This window comes from Maribacter polysaccharolyticus (assembly GCF_028882255.1).
GTDB classification, from domain to species: domain Bacteria; phylum Bacteroidota; class Bacteroidia; order Flavobacteriales; family Flavobacteriaceae; genus Maribacter_A; species Maribacter_A polysaccharolyticus.
Genome location: NZ_JARBUY010000002.1, coordinates 34,083 through 53,836 on the forward strand (window position 1 = coordinate 34,083; position 19,754 = coordinate 53,836).

Here is a 19,754-nt window from a genome sequence, read left to right on the forward strand (position 1 = left end):
TAGTTTAGGGGTCAATAGGTTGTGATGCTTCAAATGGTATAGGAATCTTGGGATGCTGTATTTTGCGGTGTGCAATGGTAATCCTTTAGGTCTTCGACATACACCGCCTTACTTGTGGATTATTTTCTGTGGAAAAGCTTGTCAATAAATAGCTTTGAAAGGAGGGAAAATGAAATGCACCCTTTTGGAACATGAAACTTTTCAACCTAAAGAAGCCATTTAAAACGGATGTAAAGGAACGATGGATAATTTACCCACTATTTCACGATTTGAGGTGTTTAAGTATCGAAATCAAATACTTAAGAACCCCTTACCCTTCCATCATAGGAATTTTCAAAAATTCGGGGATATTTTCAAAGTGCATATTGGCTTTCGAAAGTCGATCGTCTTCACTCGCAACCCGAAGCACATTAGGCAGGTGCTACAGACACAGCATAAGAAGTACCATAAATCCCCCTTACAGACGGTGGACCTTGCCAAGTACATCGGGCATGGTATCCTAACCTCCAATGGGGAGCATTGGCGTACCCATAGGAGAATGGTGCAACCCGCATTCCATAAAAAGAAGCTTGAGGGGCTTCTGGGAATGATGCGCCTGGCCATCCGAAGTGAACTAAAAAGAATCAATCCCAACGTCGAGGAAGATGTCTATCCCTTAATGGGGGATTTGGCCTTTCAAGTGGTCGCAAAATCCCTTTTTAGCCGAAGTGATATACAGGAGGATATGGCCAAACTCCAAGAAATCACTGAGGCCAACCAAAAAATGCTGATCAAGGAAATGCGCCAACCTTATCTAAAATGGTGGTTTGGGTTAAGGGGGCAAATCAAGCAGCACATCAAGCTGTCCCAAGTTGCCCGTGACCTACTGAATACCATAATTGAAGCGCGTATAGGTTCAGGGGAGGAAAAAGATGATTTGTTGGATATGTTGCTACAGGCAAGGTATGAAGACGGTTCGCCCATGTCCCGTAGACAACTGATAGACGAAGTATTGATTTTGTTCACTGCAGGGCACGAGACCACGGCCAATGCCCTAAGTTTTACGTTGTTCTTGTTGGCAAAACACAAAAAGATACAGGAGAGGGTCTTTAAGGAAGTGTCGCAAGTTGAATGGGCCAGTGATGATATCCTGCAGCACATTACACAACTGAAGTATACCAAGCAATGTATCGAGGAAGCGATGCGACTGTATCCCCCGGTGTATATCATTGATCGCATGGCCATTGAAGATGATTCCTTGGGGGAAATTGAAATACCAAAAAACACCTTGATATTACTATCGATTTACGAACTGCATAGGTACAGCGGTTTTTGGGATTCCCCGGGGGATTTTAATCCGGATCGATTTAAAGAGGATAACACAAAAAACCTTCAGGAGTATTATTACCCTTTCGGAGCGGGTCCTAGAATGTGTGTGGGGAATAATTTTGCGATGTACGAGATGGTCATGACCATTGCTGAGATCATTAAAAAGTATTCCTTGAAAACCAGTATAAACGCCGTTGAGATCAATCCCTTGATTTCATTGAAACCGAAAGCGGTACCCTTGCGATTTGTAACGCGCTGATTTCGGGGGTTGCCCCTTTACTGCTTATCTCCCGCCCATAAAAACATCATGGGTAGCCGTTTTTACTTTTGGCTTATCCCTTCTTCACTTAAGGGGTGCCTTGGTAAGATGCAGGGATGAACCTTAGCTTACCAGTTATACAAATATCGACCCGAATGATACAAAACCGGGGGTATCGTTCGGGAATTCTGGGTAAATTGAAAGATAACCATTAAAACAGGCGATATGAAGTCAACAGTTTATGGGGTACTAGTATCCCTTATCATGCTGGTAACTGCATGTGGTGAAAAGAAACCTACGGAAGCAGTTGCCGAAGAAATTCCTAAGTTGGAAACCGATATCGTGGAACATGGGGAATATTTGGTGAATATTTTGGGCTGCACGGATTGCCATACCCCAAAGAAGATGACCGAGCAGGGACCGGTTCCCGATATGGACAAGTATTTGATGGGATTCGATGCGTCCCGGCCTTTGCCTCCTATTCCCGAAAATGTTCCTTTGGGGCCATGGATCCTCTTTAGCGGGGAACTTACGGCGGCCGTAGGCCCATGGGGCACATCCTATTCCGGTAATCTTACGCCACATGAAACAGGGATAGGTACATGGAGTTTGGAGCAGTTCAAAAAAGCGTTAAGGGAAGCAAAGTTCAAGGGCTTGGATAATAGCAGGCCCATAATGCCACCTATGCCGCAGCATTATGCCTATTTGACCGATGAGGATATCGAAGCCGTTTTTGAATATTTGAAAACGATACCTCCCATAGAAAATCGGGTTCCGGCCTATGAACCTCCAACTTCGTAGGGCTCTTCCCTGAAAAATATTTTTCGCTTACCTTCGAAGCATGGGTTCAAAAAACTATGCGCAGTTGATCAAAACCGAAGCCAAACGCCTCGGTTTTTTGTCGTGTGGTATTTCAAAGGCTGCTTTTTTGGAAAATGAAGCACCCCGACTCGAAAAATGGTTGGATAAGAATATGCATGGCGAAATGCATTATATGGCGAACCATTTCGATAAGCGTTTGGATCCTACCAAATTGGTCGAAGGCTCAAAATCGGTCATTTCCTTATTGTGGAATTACTATCCCGAAAACCAACAGAACAGGGATACCTATAAAGTGTCGAAATATGCTTACGGACAGGATTACCATCATGTCCTCAAATCCAAGCTTAGGGAGCTGCAGGAATTTATGACCGAAGAAATCGGGGAGGTCCATGGGCGTGCTTTCGTAGATTCCGCTCCGGTCCTCGATAAGGCTTGGGCGGCAAAGAGCGGGTTGGGCTGGATTGGGAAGCACAGTAATCTGTTGACCCAAAAAACGGGCTCGTTTTATTTTATCGCCGAATTGATTGTCGACCTGGAGATGGATTATGACCATCCCGTGACCGATCATTGCGGGTCGTGTACGGCCTGTTTGGACGCTTGTCCCACCCAAGCCATCGTTGAACCCCATGTGGTTGATGGCAGTAAATGTATTTCCTATTTTACCATTGAGTTGAAAGATGAAATCCCTGCGACATTCAAAGGGCAGTTCAATGATTGGATGTTCGGTTGTGACGTTTGTCAGGATGTTTGTCCGTGGAACCGATTTTCAAAGGCACATAAGGAGCCCCTTTTTAACCCCCATCCCGAATTGTTGTCCTTTAGTAAAAAGGATTGGGAAGAAATTACCGAAGAAGTATTTCAGAAGATCTTTAAAAAATCTGCCGTGAAACGGACCAAATTTTCCGGTTTGAAACGGAACATCGATTTTTTGAAAAAATAACATGGCCCGACCCATGGGCGGGTTTTGACGGACTGGGTTTTTATGTAAAGGATATCTGCATCGTAAGATCGTTCGACAACAAAATACCTTTTGTGCGATTTTAGATTCACGACTTGGCATGGGCTTCATAAAGGGCCGATAATTGTTGTCACAAGACTTAAGCAAGGGATAAGTTGTTATTTCATTAACATTTGGGCAGAGAACTTATTTATTTCCATAATTTACCTTTAAATTTGACCTCCAATTAATATACCATGTCCGAAAAAAAGCAAAAGAGCGAGGCATTGAACTACCACGCCAAGCCACAACCTGGAAAAATAAAAATAATACCTTCGAAAAGCTACTCCAGTCAACGCGATTTGGCGCTGGCTTATTCCCCAGGCGTCGCGGAACCTTGTCTCGAAATCGCCAAAAATGTCGATGATGTGTACAAATACACCTCCAAGGGCAATTTGGTGGCGATCATTTCCAACGGAACCGCAGTTTTGGGATTGGGAAATATTGGGCCGGAAGCTTCTAAGCCGGTCATGGAAGGAAAAAGCTTGTTGTTTAAGATTTTTGCGGATATCGATGGTATCGATATCGAATTGGATACTACCGATGTGGAAAAGTTCATTGAAACCGTAAAGATCATTGCCCCGACCTTTGGGGGGATAAACCTAGAGGACATAAAAGCGCCGGAGGCTTTTGAAATAGAAAGGCGTTTAAAAGAGGAGCTGGATATTCCCGTAATGCACGATGATCAACATGGGACGGCCATTATTTCCTCTGCAGCCTTATTGAATGCCTTGACCATCACCAAAAAGAAGATTGAGGAGGTGCGGATCGTCATCAGTGGGGCAGGGGCCGCTGCAGTTTCTTGTACCCGTTTGTATAAGGCTTTTGGGGCCAAATCCGAAAATATCGTCATGTGCGATAGTAAGGGGGTGATCCATAAGAACCGTGAGAATATTACCCAAGAGAAACTTGAGTTTGCCACAGATAGGACTGTGGAAACCTTGGCCGAGGCCATGGTAGATGCCGATGTTTTCATTGGACTCTCCATCGCGAATATTGTGACTCCGGAAATGCTGAAAAGTATGGCCAAGGATCCCATTGTTTTTGCTTTGGCCAATCCCGACCCGGAAATATCCTATGAATTGGCTATAAAGACCAGAAAGGATATTATCATGGCTACAGGTAGGTCCGATCATCCCAACCAGGTGAATAACGTATTGGGGTTCCCTTTTATATTCAGGGGGGCACTCGATGTGAGGGCCACTAAAATTAATGAGGAAATGAAAATGGCCGCGGTAGTGGCATTGGCGGAACTGACAAAACAGACCGTACCCGAACAGGTGAATATCGCTTATTCCGAGACCAGACTAGCTTTTGGAAAGGATTACATTATCCCCAAACCTTTCGATCCCCGATTGATTTCTGAAATTCCACCGGCAATTGCCAAGGCGGCAATGGATAGTGGGGTGGCCAAAGAGCCGATCAAGGATTGGGAAAAATATAAGGAAAAATTACTGCGTCGCTCCGGTAGCGATAATAAATTGGTGCGTTTGGTTCATGAAAGGGCCAAAAGAAACCCGAAAAAAATCGTTTTTGCCGAAGCCGATCATTTGGATGTTTTAAAAGCGGCCCAAGTGGTTTATGAGGAGAAAATCGCAATTCCTATTTTATTGGGGGATGTGGAAACCATCAAGGAATTAAAGAAAGAACTGGGTTTCAAGGATGATATTACCATCATCGACCCCAAGTCCGATAAATCTTTGGAAACCAGAAACCGATATGCCGAAAAATATTGGGAAACCAGCAAAAGAAATGGGGTAACCTTGTATGGTGCCAAGACCAATTTACGCGAACGTAATTATTACGGCGCCATGATGGTCAATGAGAAAGATGCGGATGGAATGATTTCGGGGTATTCAAGGGCCTATCCAACGGTTATTAAACCGATTTTCGAATTGGTCGGTAGGGCTACCGGGGTAAAACGTGCCGCTACGGTGAATATAATGAACACGGAAAAAGGACCGTTGTTTTTGGCCGACACATCGATCAATATCGATCCGACCGCCGAGGTACTTGCCGAAATAGCCGTAATGACCGCTAACTTGGCGAGGGCATTTGGTTTTGAGCCGGTGATTGCCATGCTGTCCTACGCAAATTTTGGATCTTCGTCCCATCCAAATGCCAAAAAGGTGGCCAAAGCGGTAGAGATCTTACATGCCAACCACCCCGATTTGATTATTGACGGAGAGATACAAACCGATTTTGCCCTTAATATGGAATTGCGCCAAAGCCAATTCCCATTTTCAAAATTAGTGGGTAAAAAGGTCAATACGTTCATATTCCCTAATTTGGAATCGGCAAATATCACCTATAAATTATTGAAAGAGCTCAACGGAGCCGACTCCATAGGACCGATCATGCTGGGGTTGAAAAAACCGGTGCATGTGCTGCAACTGGGGGCCGATGTTGATGAAATGGTCAATATGACGGCTGTTGCCGTAATCGATGCCCAAGAAAGGGAAAAGAGAAAACGCAATAAAATGAAATGACCTATACCCCTACCGCCCATAAAGGGGGTAGGGTTTCCAGGGGTTCATAAGCGATGTATACCACTGAATTACCACAGAACCGAAAAACCAATATCCCCAAAGCACTTTCCTTCGTGCTTAAACGTGAAGTTGAAACCTTGTTCCCATGATACACCATCTTAACGGAAAATTAGTCGAGAAAAACCCTACCCATGTTATCATAGAGTGCGCCGGGGTGGGATATTTCGTGAATATTTCCCTAAACACCTTTTCGAATATTAAGAATCAGGAGAACATAACCTTGTTCACCCATTTACAGGTACGCGAAGACGCCCATACACTTTTTGGTTTTGCAGAGCAATCCGAACGGGAGATTTTTCGGTTGTTATTATCCGTTTCCGGCATCGGGGCGAGTACGGCCAGGACGATGCTTTCCTCATTGTCCCCGATCCAAATAAGGGATGCCATTGCCAATGGGGATGTGGCTACGATTCAGGGTATCAAGGGGATAGGTGCGAAAACGGCCCAAAGGGTCATTTTGGACCTAAGGGATAAGATTTTAAAGGTGTACGATATTGACGAAGTTTCCATCAATCCGAACAATACAAATAAAGAAGAAGCGTTATCAGCATTAGAGGTTCTTGGGTTTGTCCGAAGACAGGCCGAAAAGGTCGTGGACAAGGTAGTAAGCCAAGACCCTTCACTAAGTGTAGAGAACATTATAAAACACGCACTTAAAAATTTGTAATAAGGTTGAAAAACGGGGCAAAAAAATTTCTTAAATATTCGTTTAAGCTTATCATCTTATTCGCTTTTTTCTTTGGGATTGTAGAATATTCCTACGGTCAGGAAACCGAAGGTGAAGGCGTTGAAGGCCAGGTTCAAGACTCGGTTCAAACCGGTTTTGCCCTAGGAAGGTTAAAATTGGACAATCCCGAGAGTATCACTTCCAAATACATCTATGACCCACAACTCGATAGGTATATCTATACTGAAAAAGTGGGCGAATTCAATATCGGCTATCCTATTATCCTTACTCCGGAGCAATATTTGGAACTGGTGCGTAAAGAGGGTATAAAAGATTATTTTAAGGATAAACACGATGCCTATACAGGGAAGAAAGAAGGAAGTGAAGATGCACGGAAAAATCTTTTGCCCAATTTTTATGTCAATAACAACTTTTTTGAATCTGTATTTGGGGGGAACACCATTGAAATAATCCCACAGGGCTCGGTTGCCATGGACCTAGGGGTCATTTGGCAAAAGAATGACAATCCATCGCTTTCGCCAAGAAACCGTACCAACCTATCCTTTGATTTCGACCAGCGTATCAGCTTAAGTATGCTGGGTAAAATAGGGGAACGTCTTGAGGTGACCGCCAACTATGATACCGAGGCGACCTTTGATTTCCAGAATGTCGTAAAACTCGATTATACCCCTACGGAGGATGATATTCTTCAGAATATAGAATTGGGTAACGTAAGTATGCCCTTGAACAGTTCCTTGATCACTGGAGCCCAAAGTTTGTTCGGGGTAAAGACCGAATTGCAATTCGGTAAGACCACCGTTACGGCGGTGTACTCGGAACAAAGTTCGGAAACCAATACGGTAGTGGCCCAAGGCGGCGGTACTATAAATGACTTTTCCGTATCGGCTTTGGATTACGATGAGGACAGGCACTTTTTCCTCTCCCACTATTTTAGGGACCAATATGATGATGCCCTTACCAATTATCCGTATATACAAAGTCAAGTACAAATTACCCGATTGGAGGTATGGGTGACCAACACCAGTCAGCAAACTTCGAATGTTCGGAATGTGGTCGCCCTGCAAGATTTGGGGGAAGCCATCGAGGACAATACAAGAATAGGTCAGAACAACGGGGATCCTTCCGGTTTCTATAACAATCCCAGTAACGCGTTGCCTAGAAACGGGGCCAACGATTTTGATCCTTCGCTTATAGGGTCGGGAGGGGCATTGACATCGAGTATTAGGGATATTGCCACGGTGGAGTCGGGGTTCAATCTGTCGACTTATAAGATGAATCAAGGGTATGACTATGCGATCCTTGAAAATGCCAGGAAACTTACCGATGGGAGTGACTATGACTATAATTCACAATTGGGGTATATTTCGTTGAACCAACAATTGAGCAATGATGAAGTGTTGGCAGTTGCTTTTCAGTATACTTATAACGGAAGTGTGTACCAAGTGGGTGAGTTTGCCAATAGCAGTTCGGATGCCACCACGGTTTCCTCGGATGACGATTCCATAGTGGAGAACAATACCTTGGTATTGAAATTGTTGAAAAGTAATATCACCAATATCAGCGATCCCTTATGGGATTTGATGATGAAGAATATCTATGCCCTAGGGGCGTATAGTCTTAGTGAGGATGATTTTGTGATGAATATCCTGTATTCCGATCCATCTTCCAAAAATTATATTACCCCGGTAGCGGAAGGGGCAGGGTCTGGTTGGCCCGACGAAACAAGTGCGGACGGCCCATTGGAAGAAAGGGTGTTGTTGGAGGTCTTTAATTTTGACCGACTTAACACTTATGGTGACGTTCAATCGGGAGGGGACGGTTTTTTTGATTTCGAGTCGGGAATTACCGTTGATGCCGATAATGGGAGGATCATATTCACCAAAGTAGAGCCTTTTGGCGAATATTTATACGATTTACTCGGGGGTGGGGGCGCCTATGATAGTGAGAGTACTTATAATGATAATCAGGCGAAATATGTTTTTAAGGACATGTATGAGCTTACAAAGACGGCGGCTTTACAGGATACCGACAAGAATAAGTTCTTCCTCGATGGGTCATATAAGTCTGAAAGCAGTTCTGGTATCTCGATCGGGGCCTATAATGTGACCCAAGGTTCGGTCACCGTTACCGCCGGTGGAAGAACCTTGCAAGAAGGAATCGATTATACGGTAAATTACCAATCGGGTACGGTACAGATTTTGGATCCCAGTTTGGAAGCATCGGATACCCCTATTAATATTTCCGTAGAGAATAATGCGGTTTTCGGCCAACAAACAAAAAGGTTTGCCGGAGTCAATGTAGAACATCAGGTCAATGAGAATTTCGTTTTGGGGGCGACCCTGTTGAACTTGAATGAAAGACCCCTGACCCAAAAGTCAAATTACGGGTCCGAATCGGTGAACAATACCATTTTTGGACTTAACGGAAACTTTTCGACCGAGGTCCCCTTCTTGACACGCTTGGTGAACAAACTTCCGAACATAGATACCGATGTGCCTTCGAACCTGTCGGTACGTGGGGAAGTGGCCTGGTTAAAACCCAGCTCTCCCGATAGTTCCGATTTTGATGGGGAGACCACCGTATATTTGGATGATTTCGAAGGGGCCCAGGCTTTGATCGATATCCGCTCTTCTTTGGGGTGGTCGTTGGCCAGTACCCCATTGGAGTTCGTACCCGGCGAGAGCCTTTATGGCAGTTCCCCGGAAGATCCCGATAACCTGATAAATGGCCACGGTAGGGCGAAAATGGCATGGTATACGATAGATCCAACCTTTTATACCAGTTCAAGACCTTCCGAAATCACCGATGATGATATATCCACCAATGCGACCCGTAGGGTATATGTGGATGAGGTTTTTCCCGAAACCGATATCGCCCAAGGGGAGACTACCGTACAAAGTACCTTGGATTTGGCCTATTATCCAAACGATAAAGGGCCTTATAACACCAATGACAATTTTGACAACGAACCTGCCGAAGATAAATGGGGGGGGGTCATGAGGTCGTTGAGCAGTACGGATTTCGAGCAATCGAATGTGGAGTTTGTGCAGTTTTGGGTATTGGATCCCTATGTCGACGGTATGGCCGCCGATGCAGGGGAACTTGTGATCAACTTGGGGAATATCTCCGAGGATATTTTAAAGGATGGAAGAAAGCAGTATGAAAACGGTTTGCCGGTCGATGATGGTGATCTGACCTATGAGCCTTCATGGGGGGTCGTTCCGGCTACCCAGTCCCTGGTCTATGCCTTTGATACCGACGAGAGCCATAGGGCGCTGCAGGATTTGGGTTATGATGGTTTGGACGATGCGGCCGAGGCGGCAATATACGGTACTGGCGATGACCCGGCATTGGACAACTATGAGTATTTCCTGAATCGGGAGGGGGATGTATTGGAACGCTATTATAATTACAACAATCCGGAAGGGAACTCACCGGTAGATGTTACCGATACCGACCGGGGTTCAACGACATTGCCCGATGTCGAGGATATTGATCGCGATTTGACCATGAATACGGTCAATAGCTATTACGAATATAGGATTGCCATAAAACCGAATACCACTATCGATGATGAATATGTGACCGATATCAATGAAGGGCTTACCCCTGATCTGCCCAATGGCAGCCAATTGGATCGTAGATGGATCCAATATAAGATACCATTGAGTGATTTTACCGATGCGATAGGGGGTATTTCCGATTTTAGGTCCATCAGTTTTATGCGAATGTACCTTACGGGTTTCAGTGACGATGTTGTCCTTCGTTTTGCCACCTTGGATCTGGTACGTGGCGATTGGTTGACCTATACCAATACCCTGCAAGACGATACCGTGGATAGCGATCCGTCCGATGATGGCACTGTAGTGGATGTGACCACGGTCAGTATTGAAGAGAACAGTACCAGGACCCCAATAGCCTACGTTTTGCCTCCGGGGGTTGAACGGGAACAATTGAACAGTAACAATACCATTATACAGCAAGATGAGCAGTCTTTGTCCTTTACCGTAGAGAACTTGGAGGTTGAGGATTCGAGGGGTGTTTTCAAAAGTGTGGACATCGATATGCGGCAGTATGAAAAACTCAAGATGTTCATGCATGCCGAAAAATTAAATGATGGGGATTATTCAGACGATGAAACCCCCTTGGTGGGCTTCTTGCGGATAGGGACCGACCTGACCGAGAATTACTATCAGGTTGAATTGCCGTTGGAATTTACCTCCTATGGGGCGACCCTTGATGAGGATGTCTGGCCCGATAACAATCAGTTGGAGGTATTGTTGAGTGATTTGACGGCCGTGAAATCATATCGCATTGCCAATATTGCGGATGTTTCCCTCAGTGAGCTTCAATTTTTCGAGATGGATGATGATGAAGTGGTCGCGGTTGAGGAATTTGCCGACAGAACGGCTGGGACGGTAAGGATAGGGATGATAGGTAACCCTTCATTGGGGAGTATCAATAATATAATGATCGGTGTCAAGAACATCGATGATCTTCCTGCCCAAGGGGAGGTGTGGTTCAACGAACTACGGCTGGCCGGTATGGATGAAGATGGGGGTTGGGCGGCCCTCGCCTCTTTGGATGCGAACATTGCGGATTTTGCGAGCGTATCGGCAACAGGGAGTAAGAGTACTTCCGGATTTGGATCGATAGACCAGACATCTAGCGAAAGGTCTGTTGAGGATGCCGTCTCCTATGATTTGGTTACCAATGTGAATGTCGGTCAATTATTGCCCGAAAAGTGGGGGGTGCAAATACCGCTTACCTATAGTATATCCGAAGAGTTGATTACCCCTGAATATGATCCGGTCTATGAAGACCTGACCCTGGATGAGCGCATTGCCGCCGCTGAAACCGATGAGGAGGCCGATGCCATATTGGAGCAGGCCCAGGATTACACCAAACGTACCAGTGTGAATTTGATCGGGGTCCGTAAGAATAGGGGAGAGGATGCCGATGCCAATTTTTACGATATTGAGAATTTCACGTTTAATTATTCATATAACGAGACCGAACACCGGGATTATGAGGTGTCCAATATGCGGGATCAAAGTGTAGTGACCGGATTTGTGTACAACCACAATTTTAAACCGGTGGAAGTGGCACCGTTCGCAAATAAAGATTCGATGTTGACGGGTAAATATTGGCAATGGTTGAAAGATCTGAATTTGAATCTGTTACCGGCCAGTGTTTCGGTTACTTCGGATATTAACCGCGAATTTACCCAACAACGTTACCGCAGTGTATTCGAAGAAGGGGTCGAGTCGTTGGATTTACCCCTCCTTCAACAACGGGATTACAATTTTAATTGGCAATATTCGATTAATTACAGCCTTACGAAATCATTGAGTTTCAGTCTAACGGCCAGTAATAACAATATCGTTCGGAATTATTATACCGAGGAAGGGAATACCGACTCGGAAATCAACGAGGCCCTCGGCTTATGGGATGGTTTCTGGGATCTTGGGGAGCCCAATAGGCATTCACAACAATTGCAATTCAATTACCAATTGCCTTTTAATAAGGTGCCTGCATTGGACTTTATCAACGCCCAGTATTCCTATACCAGTGATTTTGATTGGCAACGGGGGGGAGACGCATTGGCAGAGGTGGCCAGTGAGGCCCTTGGCTATGAAACAACGATTAATACGGTGCAGAATGCCAGTACCCACAATATTACCGCATCGTTGTCTATGCAAAAGTTCTATGATTTTTTAGGATTGAAAAGGAATGACGGGAAAGCGACGACGTCCAAGGTCTCCAGAAAGGACAAACTGGGAATTGGTAAGGGCGATGAGGAAAAACCCAAAAAGAAAACAGGTGCGATTTTGGGTACGGCCATAGATGTGGTGACAATGGTCAAAAGATTTAACTTGAATTATAGTGAGAATAATGGAACCGTACTCCCTGGGTATACCCAGTCTGTAGGTTTCATTGGTACGGCCCGCCCCACCGTAGGTTTTGTTTTCGGGAGTCAGTCCGACGTGCGTTACGAAGCTGCAAAGAACGGTTGGTTGACCACGTATACCGATTTTAATGAGCAGTTCATAAAAAGGACCAATAAGCAGCTGAGTGTATCGGCAACCGCCCAACCAACGAAGGACCTGACCATTGATCTTTCGGCAGACAGGCAGTATACCAGTAGTTATCAAGAGAATTTCGAGGTTAGCGATTTGGGCAACGGCCAATATGAGTATATCGACCAATTAGGTAACGAATATGGGAATTTCAGTATTTCGACCATGATGATCGGTACGGCCTTCAGTAAAAGTGATGAAAGCAGCTCCGAGCTTTTCGAGAAGTTCAAGGAAAACCGGATTACCATTGCCAACCGGTTGGTGGCCGATCGGGGAGAGCTACCTGGGGAGCTAGACGAAGACGGATTTCCGGAGTACTATGGCAAAACGCAACAAGATGTATTGCTTCCGGCCTTCTTTGCGGCCTATACCGGTCAGGATGTCAATCGGGTCAATCTCGATGCATTTCGGGAAATACCAATCCCGAACTGGAGCATTAAGTATACCGGTTTGATGCGTAACAAATGGTTTAAAAAGAAATTCAAGCGTTTTTCCTTGAGCCATGGCTATAGGGCCTCATACAGTATCAATTCCTTCCAGACCAACCTGGAAAAGGAAAATTATGAATTCGATAGTGATACAGGGGATAGGCTGCCCGACCTTATTTTGAGTAATTTGGTATTGACGGATCAATTCAACCCCTTGGTGCGGGTCGATTTCGAAATGAAAAATTCGCTGAGTTTTACCGCGGAAGTCAGTAGTGATCGGGCATTGTCGTTGAGTTTTGACAATGATCTTTTGACCGAGATCAATGGAAAGGAATACACCCTTGGGCTGGGATATAGATTGAAGGACGTGCAATTCGTTACCAATATAGGAGGTAATAAAACCCGTTTAAAGGGGGATATGAACTTTAAAGTAGACGCCACCTTAAGGAAGAATATTACGATAATCAGGTATCTCGATATCGATAATAACCAGATAACCTCCGGGCAGGATCTGTTTTCCCTTAATTTTACCGTCGATTACGCACTAAGTAAAAACCTGAGCGCCCTGTTCTATTATGACCATTCATACTCCCAATTTGCGGTTTCCACGGCCTATCCACAAACCACGATAAGTTCGGGTTTTACCATAAAATACAACTTCGGGAATTGATTGTCGGCCCATGGGTAACGCTGCATTAAAGCCTTATCTATTTAGAAGCGCCATGAATCCACTTTTTTTTTGAATATCGGAATCAAAACATTTACATTTGTTTTTCTAACAATAAAATGTTTATGATGGATATACCTTCAGAATTGAAATACACTAAGGACCATGAATGGGTAAGGGTCGACGGGGAAATGGCAACAGTAGGAATTACGGATTTTGCCCAAGGGGAATTGGGGGATATCGTTTATGTAGAGGTTGAGACCGTGGATGAAACCATGGAAAAGGATGGTGTTTTTGGTTCTGTGGAAGCGGTCAAGACCGTTTCCGATCTATTTTTGCCATTAGGGGGCGAGATCATTGAATTCAATGAAGGACTCGAAGATGAGCCCGAGAAAGTCAATACCGATCCTTATGGTGATGGTTGGATGATCAAGGTGAAAATCGCGGATCCTGCCGAAATCGAGGAATTGTTGAGTGCTGAAGAGTACAAAGCATTGATTGGTGCGTAAAAAGCACTTGTTCGCACTGATGTTCGTAGGCTGGATGGTGTTTGTCACTTTTTCCAGTTTATATTCATTTTCAGGGAGCGACCTTCCTTCCTTTGACATCCCTTTTATGGACAAAATAGTACATTTCACATTCTATTTTGTCGGTTTTATCCTTGGATCACTGTATCTTATGGAGCTAAAGGGGGGGCGAAAGGATATTTTGAAAAAAATTAAGTTATTGGCAATTTCACTCATAATATTCGGTATGGTTATTGAGGTGATTCAAGGTACAATGACGGTGGCCCGGTCAGGGGATATTTACGATGCGATGGCCAATAGTGCCGGTGTTGCCATAGGATTTATCGCCATTTTGTCCATATTTTACGGGCAAAGAGGGTTAAAATAAAGTAATACTTGTTTTTTTGTCAATTATTTAGTTAAATTAGCGAACCTTAAAAAAAATTAAATATGGAATTAAAAAAGAACCCAAAAGCAGATTTAAGAAAAAATAGCGGCACGTACTTTGTTATAGGACTTGCGGTTGTGATGTTTTTGGTATGGAGAGGTTTGGAATGGAAAACTTATGAGAAGACCAATGAATATGATGTTTCCATGAATGTTGAGGATATGTTGGATGAGGAAGTTCCAATGACCGAACAGATTAAAACTCCACCACCACCACCACCACCAGCTGCGCCGGAAATCATCGAAATCGTTGAGGATGAGGTTGAAGTGGAAGAAACCGTTATCGAATCTACCGAAACAAGTCAAGAAGAAGAGATCATCGAAGTAGAGGATGTGGAAGTGGAAGAAATAGAGGAAGATATAGATGTACCTTTCGCCGTAATTGAGGATGTACCGATTTTTCCAGGTTGTGAATCTGAAAAAGGTAAAGGGGCAAAAGCAATGCGTGATTGTTTTCAAGAAAAAATGCAAAAGCATATCGCCAAAAATTTCCGTTATCCTGAGATTGCCCAAGAAATGGGGGTTCAAGGTAGGGTAAACGTTATGTTCGTAATCCAAAAAGACGGAAGTATCGGAGGCGTAAGAATGCGTGGACCGGATAAAAACCTCGAAAAGGAAGCAGCAAGGATTATCGGTAAGCTTCCGAAAATGACACCTGGTAAACAAAGGGGAAGGGCAGTAAGGGTTCCTTTCAGTATCCCTATTACCTTTAGGTTGCAGTAAAAAATATCATATTTAATATTTAGATCCCGAACCTTGGTTCGGGATTTTTTTTTATACCCCTCTACCATAGATCGGCATTGAATGGATCACGGCCAAATGTCATTTTTCATTCTCGGAGCAGCTCAAGGCAATTCTAGAAGGGATAAGGGGGGTGTTTCTCAAGCATTTCTCGATTTTGGGACCTAAACCATAGGTTGCTTGGCATGATAATGCGTATACGACTTTTACGATCCATTCTTTCAATGTAGCCATAGACCGTGGTAGCGACAATCTTAAGGAGTACTTGTATATCGGTTGTTGTAAAAGGGGTACAGGGAATGTGATTCCGGGTGATTTTCGGGAAAATCATAAACCTTGGCAATTGGTTGCACACTTTACCTACACCGATTATATTTGCGTTTGATAAAAAATGACAATGAAAACTGCGATTAAACCAGTGAAACATGCCACTTTGGCCATGATGTTTGCTGATTTTAAAGAAATTACAAAGGTAAGGCTCGCGGTCAGTGTTGTTTTTTCCTCCATTGCCGGTTATTTATTGGGGGCTTATGAAATTAGCGTTGTCGCCCTGCTGTTACTGGCTTTTGGTGGCTATTGCATGGTGGGGGCGTCCAATGCATACAATCAAATTATCGAAAGGGATCTTGATGCCCTGATGAAACGGACGAAGAACAGGCCCATACCTTCGGGAAGGATGTCTGTGAAACTTGGGTTGACAATCGCGATAGCAATGACTGTGCTCGGAGTGGTGTCGCTATATTTCGTAAATCCAAAAACGGCCATGTTCGGGGCCATATCCATTTTTCTGTATACCAGTATTTATACGCCCTTAAAAACGATTACCCCACTTTCGGTGTTTGTTGGGGCTTTTCCCGGAGCCATTCCCTTTATGTTGGGTTGGGTGGCCGCTACCAATGAATTTGGTATTGAACCCGGTACTTTGTTTATGATCCAGTTCTTTTGGCAATTCCCCCATTTTTGGGCCTTGGCTTGGATGTTGGATGAGGATTATAAAAAAGGGGGCTTTAAATTGCTGCCTACGGGAAAGAAGGATGGGGGAACGGCCTTGCAAATAATAATGTATACGATCTGGATGATGATCATATCGGTGGTTCCGGCATTTGGGATTACCGGTCGCCTACATCTATCGATTACAGCGGCGATCATTATTTTTATAATGGGAGCAGTTATGTTGGGGTTTGCCTTCAGGTTATATGAAAAAAGGGATAATGTATCCGCTCGGAAATTGATGTTGGCCAGTGTTACCTATATAACCTTTATGCAATTGGTTTATGTGTCCGATAAATATATCGGCCTCCTTTTTTGATCATTCAAGGCATGTATTTTCATTATGATGTTCAATAAAAATGTCAGATTGTTTTAATTTATACGAATAGGATTTTATGGATTTAACCCAAGGTACCCAAAAAGAAAAGAATGATAGGTCAAAGAAAATGATGCTGTGGTTCGGCATTGTTAGTTTGCTAATGGCCTTTGCGGGGTGGACAAGTGCTTATATCGTCAGTAGCAAAAGGGAAGATTGGTTGAGCGATATTGGAGTTCCGTCTTCTTTTTATATCAGTAGTGTGGTTATCGTCCTTAGTAGTCTAACCTATATTCTGGCAAAGAAGGCCATAAAAAAGGATGCGGTCAAATCATGTGCCAATTGGTTGCTCCTGACCCTGGGGCTCGGATTGGTTTTTATAATACTCCAATTCAATGGCTTTTCGCAAATGATCGCCCAAGGGTATTATTTTACCGGACCGACAAGTAGTGTGAAAATGTCGTATATATTCCTTATCGCGGCGGTACATGTCATTCACGTGGTTGCCGGGATTTTATCTTTGTTGGTGGTGTTGTACAATCAATATAAGGGTAAATATTCCTCAAAGGAATACTTAGGGTTGTCCCTAGGGGCTACCTTTTGGCACTTTTTGGACCTCCTTTGGGTGTATCTACTTGCATTTATGGTTTTGGTCGACTAAAATTCCTTTTTTTTTTGATTTCTTGGTCGTAGACTTTTGTATCTTCCGAAAAAATGTATTTTTGTGAAAATTCTAATTATACGATAACTGACTAATTTATGGATTCTACGGTAACAACGGGAGTGGAAGAAGGCGTTTGGAGCGGTGGTGATAACCGCCCTTTAGGTGCAAGCTACGGGAAGATGATGATGTGGTTTTTTATATTATCCGATGCATTGACATTTTCCGGATTTTTGGCTGCATACGGTTTTTCACGTTTTAAGTTCATTGAAACTTGGCCCATTGCGGATGAAGTATTTACACATGTACCCTTCTTTCATGGTAATTATCCCATGTATTATGTGGCTTTTATGACCTTTGTGTTGATCATGTCTTCCGTTACCATGGTGTTGGCTGTCGATGCAGGGCATAAGATGAAGAAGAACAGTGTAATTTGGTACATGTTCTTGACCATTATCGGTGGTGCGATCTTCGTCGGATCCCAAGCTTGGGAGTGGGCGACCTTCATTCGTGGGGATTATGGTGCCGTTGAAACCAAAGGAGGACGTATTTTACAATTCGTAAACGCAGATACCGGGGAAAGGGCTGCATTGGCCGATTTTGCCGTGACCCTTCCAGAGGAAAGAGCCATACACGAAAGAAAAAATGGGGTCTGGTTCTATAAAGAAGGATCTTTGCCAACCTATTCGGTAAACGAGGTCTTGGAAGGTTTTAAAGCAAATTCCAATATCGTCATACGTACCGAAACCATCAATGAAGCGGGGGAAAAAGAAGTACTGTCAAGGCAGGAATCTTTGGCAAAACTCCAAAATGCCACCCAGGTAGTTGAAGGGGCCAATCTGATCCATAATGAATATGGGAGCAGGTTGTTCGCCGATTTCTTTTTCTTTATTACCGGTTTTCACGGTTTCCACGTTTTTTCAGGGGTGATGTTCAACCTGATCATTTTCTTTAATGTGGCTTTGGGTACCTATGAAAAAAGAGGCCATTATGAAATGGTCGAGAAAGTTGGACTCTATTGGCACTTTGTGGATTTGGTTTGGGTATTCGTATTTACCTTCTTTTATTTGGTATAACCCGATCCTTACTGGTTTTTAGCATTTGATAACAAAAAAATAATCGACAGTTTTAGCATGGCACACGCACATAAGTTGGAAATATTCCGGGGACTATTGAAATTCAAGTCGAATACCCAAAAAATATGGGGGGTACTTGTATTCTTGACTTTGGTAACGGCAGTAGAAGTGGCTTTGGGGATTATAAAACCCCATGCGCTCACGGGCAATACGATTTTGGGAATGAAGATCTTGAATTGGATATTCATTATTTTGACACTGGTGAAGGCTTATTATATCGCGTGGGACTTTATGCATTTAAGGGACGAAAAAAGTTCACTTCGTAGGGCCGTGGTTTGGACCGCCATATTCTTGATCGCGTATTTGACCTTTATACTTTTGGTGGAAGGGAATTACATCTACAATGTATTTAAGGATGGATTTTTGACCTGGAACTTCTGATAAGATATTATTAACAAATTAAAAGACGGTTTAAGGACCGTCTTTTTTTATTTTTGTATTTGCCGGAAAACTCTCGGCATCTTTTGGTAATTTGTCGAATATTGGTGATCGGATCCCGAATGAAAAAGACCTTCGTTTTAGTAGTATTGTTTATCCTGCCTATTGTAGCCTACCTTTTTTTTGCTTCCGGCATCAATAATTTCGGCAAGCTTCCGGTCCTTACCAAGGACATTCCCGATATTTCCGAGGTTGATGCCAATTGCGTCCTTCAGGATAAAATTACCATACTTGGATTTTTAGGTCGGGATTTGGAAAACAAAAAAGGGGTTGCCTTCAATTTGAATCAGAAAATCTACAAAAGGTTCTATGAATTCAACGACTTCCAATTTGTAATGGTAGTGCCTAAAGGTTCCGAAAAAAAGGTAGAAGCCCTAAAATCCGAATTGGGAAAATTGGCCGATGTCGTGAAATGGAATTTCGCCTATGGAGAAGAAGCGGAGATACAACGTCTTTTCAAGGGACTGGAAACCGATTTGTACTTAGATGGGGATTTGGCTACGCCATACGTTTTTATCATCGATAAGGATAGGAACCTTCGCGGAAGGACCGACGACGAGGAAGAAGGTACGAAATTTGGTTTTAACGCCACATCCGTGGCCGATTTGAACAACAAGATGGAAGATGACGTAAAAATAATATTGGCGGAATATCGGTTGGCGTTGAAAAAGAACAATGCCGAACGTAAAAACCAATGATTTTAAATACGACAACTTGAAAG

General features: G+C 43.7%; 14 protein-coding genes. All 14 read left to right on the forward strand.

Features of this window, described 5'->3' with window-relative positions:
* The first annotated feature begins 241 nt into the window (after window positions 1-241).
* The 14 genes from PHU20_RS06190 to PHU20_RS06255 all read left to right on the forward strand — a co-directional run bounded on the left by PHU20_RS06190 (window position 242) and on the right by PHU20_RS06255 (window position 19,731).
* Complete coding sequence (locus PHU20_RS06190; protein WP_274824491.1) at window positions 242-1,567, forward strand: cytochrome P450; 1,326 nt, start codon at window positions 242-244, stop codon at window positions 1,565-1,567.
* 225 nt (window positions 1,568-1,792) lie between these two features.
* Entirely contained in the window at window positions 1,793-2,368 is a 576-nt protein-coding gene (locus PHU20_RS06195; RefSeq protein ID WP_274824492.1) for a c-type cytochrome, read from the forward strand.
* A 40-nt stretch (window positions 2,369-2,408) separates the two neighbouring features.
* Window positions 2,409-3,329: a tRNA epoxyqueuosine(34) reductase QueG gene (gene queG / locus PHU20_RS06200; protein WP_274824493.1), complete on the forward strand. Its 921-nt coding sequence runs from the start codon at window positions 2,409-2,411 to the stop codon at window positions 3,327-3,329.
* A 254-nt stretch (window positions 3,330-3,583) separates the two neighbouring features.
* Window positions 3,584-5,875, forward strand: a complete 2,292-nt coding sequence (locus tag PHU20_RS06205; protein ID WP_274824494.1) for an NADP-dependent malic enzyme — start codon at window positions 3,584-3,586, stop codon at window positions 5,873-5,875.
* A 145-nt stretch (window positions 5,876-6,020) separates the two neighbouring features.
* Window positions 6,021-6,602, forward strand: coding sequence for a Holliday junction branch migration protein RuvA (ruvA, locus tag PHU20_RS06210; RefSeq protein ID WP_274824495.1), 582 nt, complete (start codon window positions 6,021-6,023; stop codon window positions 6,600-6,602).
* 5 nt (window positions 6,603-6,607) lie between these two features.
* Window positions 6,608-13,801 (forward strand): T9SS outer membrane translocon Sov/SprA, encoded by a 7,194-nt coding sequence (gene sov, locus PHU20_RS06215; protein WP_274824496.1) that lies wholly within the window; start codon window positions 6,608-6,610, stop codon window positions 13,799-13,801.
* Between the two features lie 125 nt (window positions 13,802-13,926).
* Window positions 13,927-14,307, forward strand: coding sequence for a glycine cleavage system protein GcvH (gene gcvH / locus PHU20_RS06220; protein WP_274825168.1), 381 nt, complete (start codon window positions 13,927-13,929; stop codon window positions 14,305-14,307).
* Window positions 14,300-14,692, forward strand: coding sequence for a VanZ family protein (locus PHU20_RS06225; RefSeq protein WP_274824497.1), 393 nt, complete (start codon window positions 14,300-14,302; stop codon window positions 14,690-14,692). Before gcvH ends, PHU20_RS06225 begins: the two co-directional genes overlap by 8 nt.
* A gap of 62 nt (window positions 14,693-14,754) precedes the next feature.
* Window positions 14,755-15,474 (forward strand): energy transducer TonB, encoded by a 720-nt coding sequence (locus tag PHU20_RS06230; RefSeq protein WP_274824498.1) that lies wholly within the window; start codon window positions 14,755-14,757, stop codon window positions 15,472-15,474.
* A 415-nt stretch (window positions 15,475-15,889) separates the two neighbouring features.
* Window positions 15,890-16,801 (forward strand): heme o synthase, encoded by a 912-nt coding sequence (gene cyoE / locus PHU20_RS06235; protein WP_274824499.1) that lies wholly within the window; start codon window positions 15,890-15,892, stop codon window positions 16,799-16,801.
* Between the two features lie 76 nt (window positions 16,802-16,877).
* Window positions 16,878-17,459 carry a cytochrome c oxidase subunit 3 gene (locus PHU20_RS06240; RefSeq protein ID WP_274824500.1) on the forward strand — a complete coding sequence of 194 codons (582 nt, stop codon included), beginning with the start codon at window positions 16,878-16,880 and terminating at the stop codon, window positions 17,457-17,459.
* 98 nt (window positions 17,460-17,557) lie between these two features.
* Window positions 17,558-18,535, forward strand: coding sequence for a cytochrome c oxidase subunit 3 (locus PHU20_RS06245; RefSeq protein WP_274824501.1), 978 nt, complete (start codon window positions 17,558-17,560; stop codon window positions 18,533-18,535).
* Window positions 18,536-18,592: 57 nt separating this feature from the next.
* Window positions 18,593-18,976, forward strand: coding sequence for a cytochrome C oxidase subunit IV family protein (locus PHU20_RS06250; RefSeq protein ID WP_274824502.1), 384 nt, complete (start codon window positions 18,593-18,595; stop codon window positions 18,974-18,976).
* Between the two features lie 119 nt (window positions 18,977-19,095).
* Window positions 19,096-19,731, forward strand: coding sequence for a thioredoxin domain-containing protein (locus PHU20_RS06255; RefSeq protein ID WP_274824503.1), 636 nt, complete (start codon window positions 19,096-19,098; stop codon window positions 19,729-19,731).
* Window positions 19,732-19,754 lie beyond the last annotated feature (23 nt).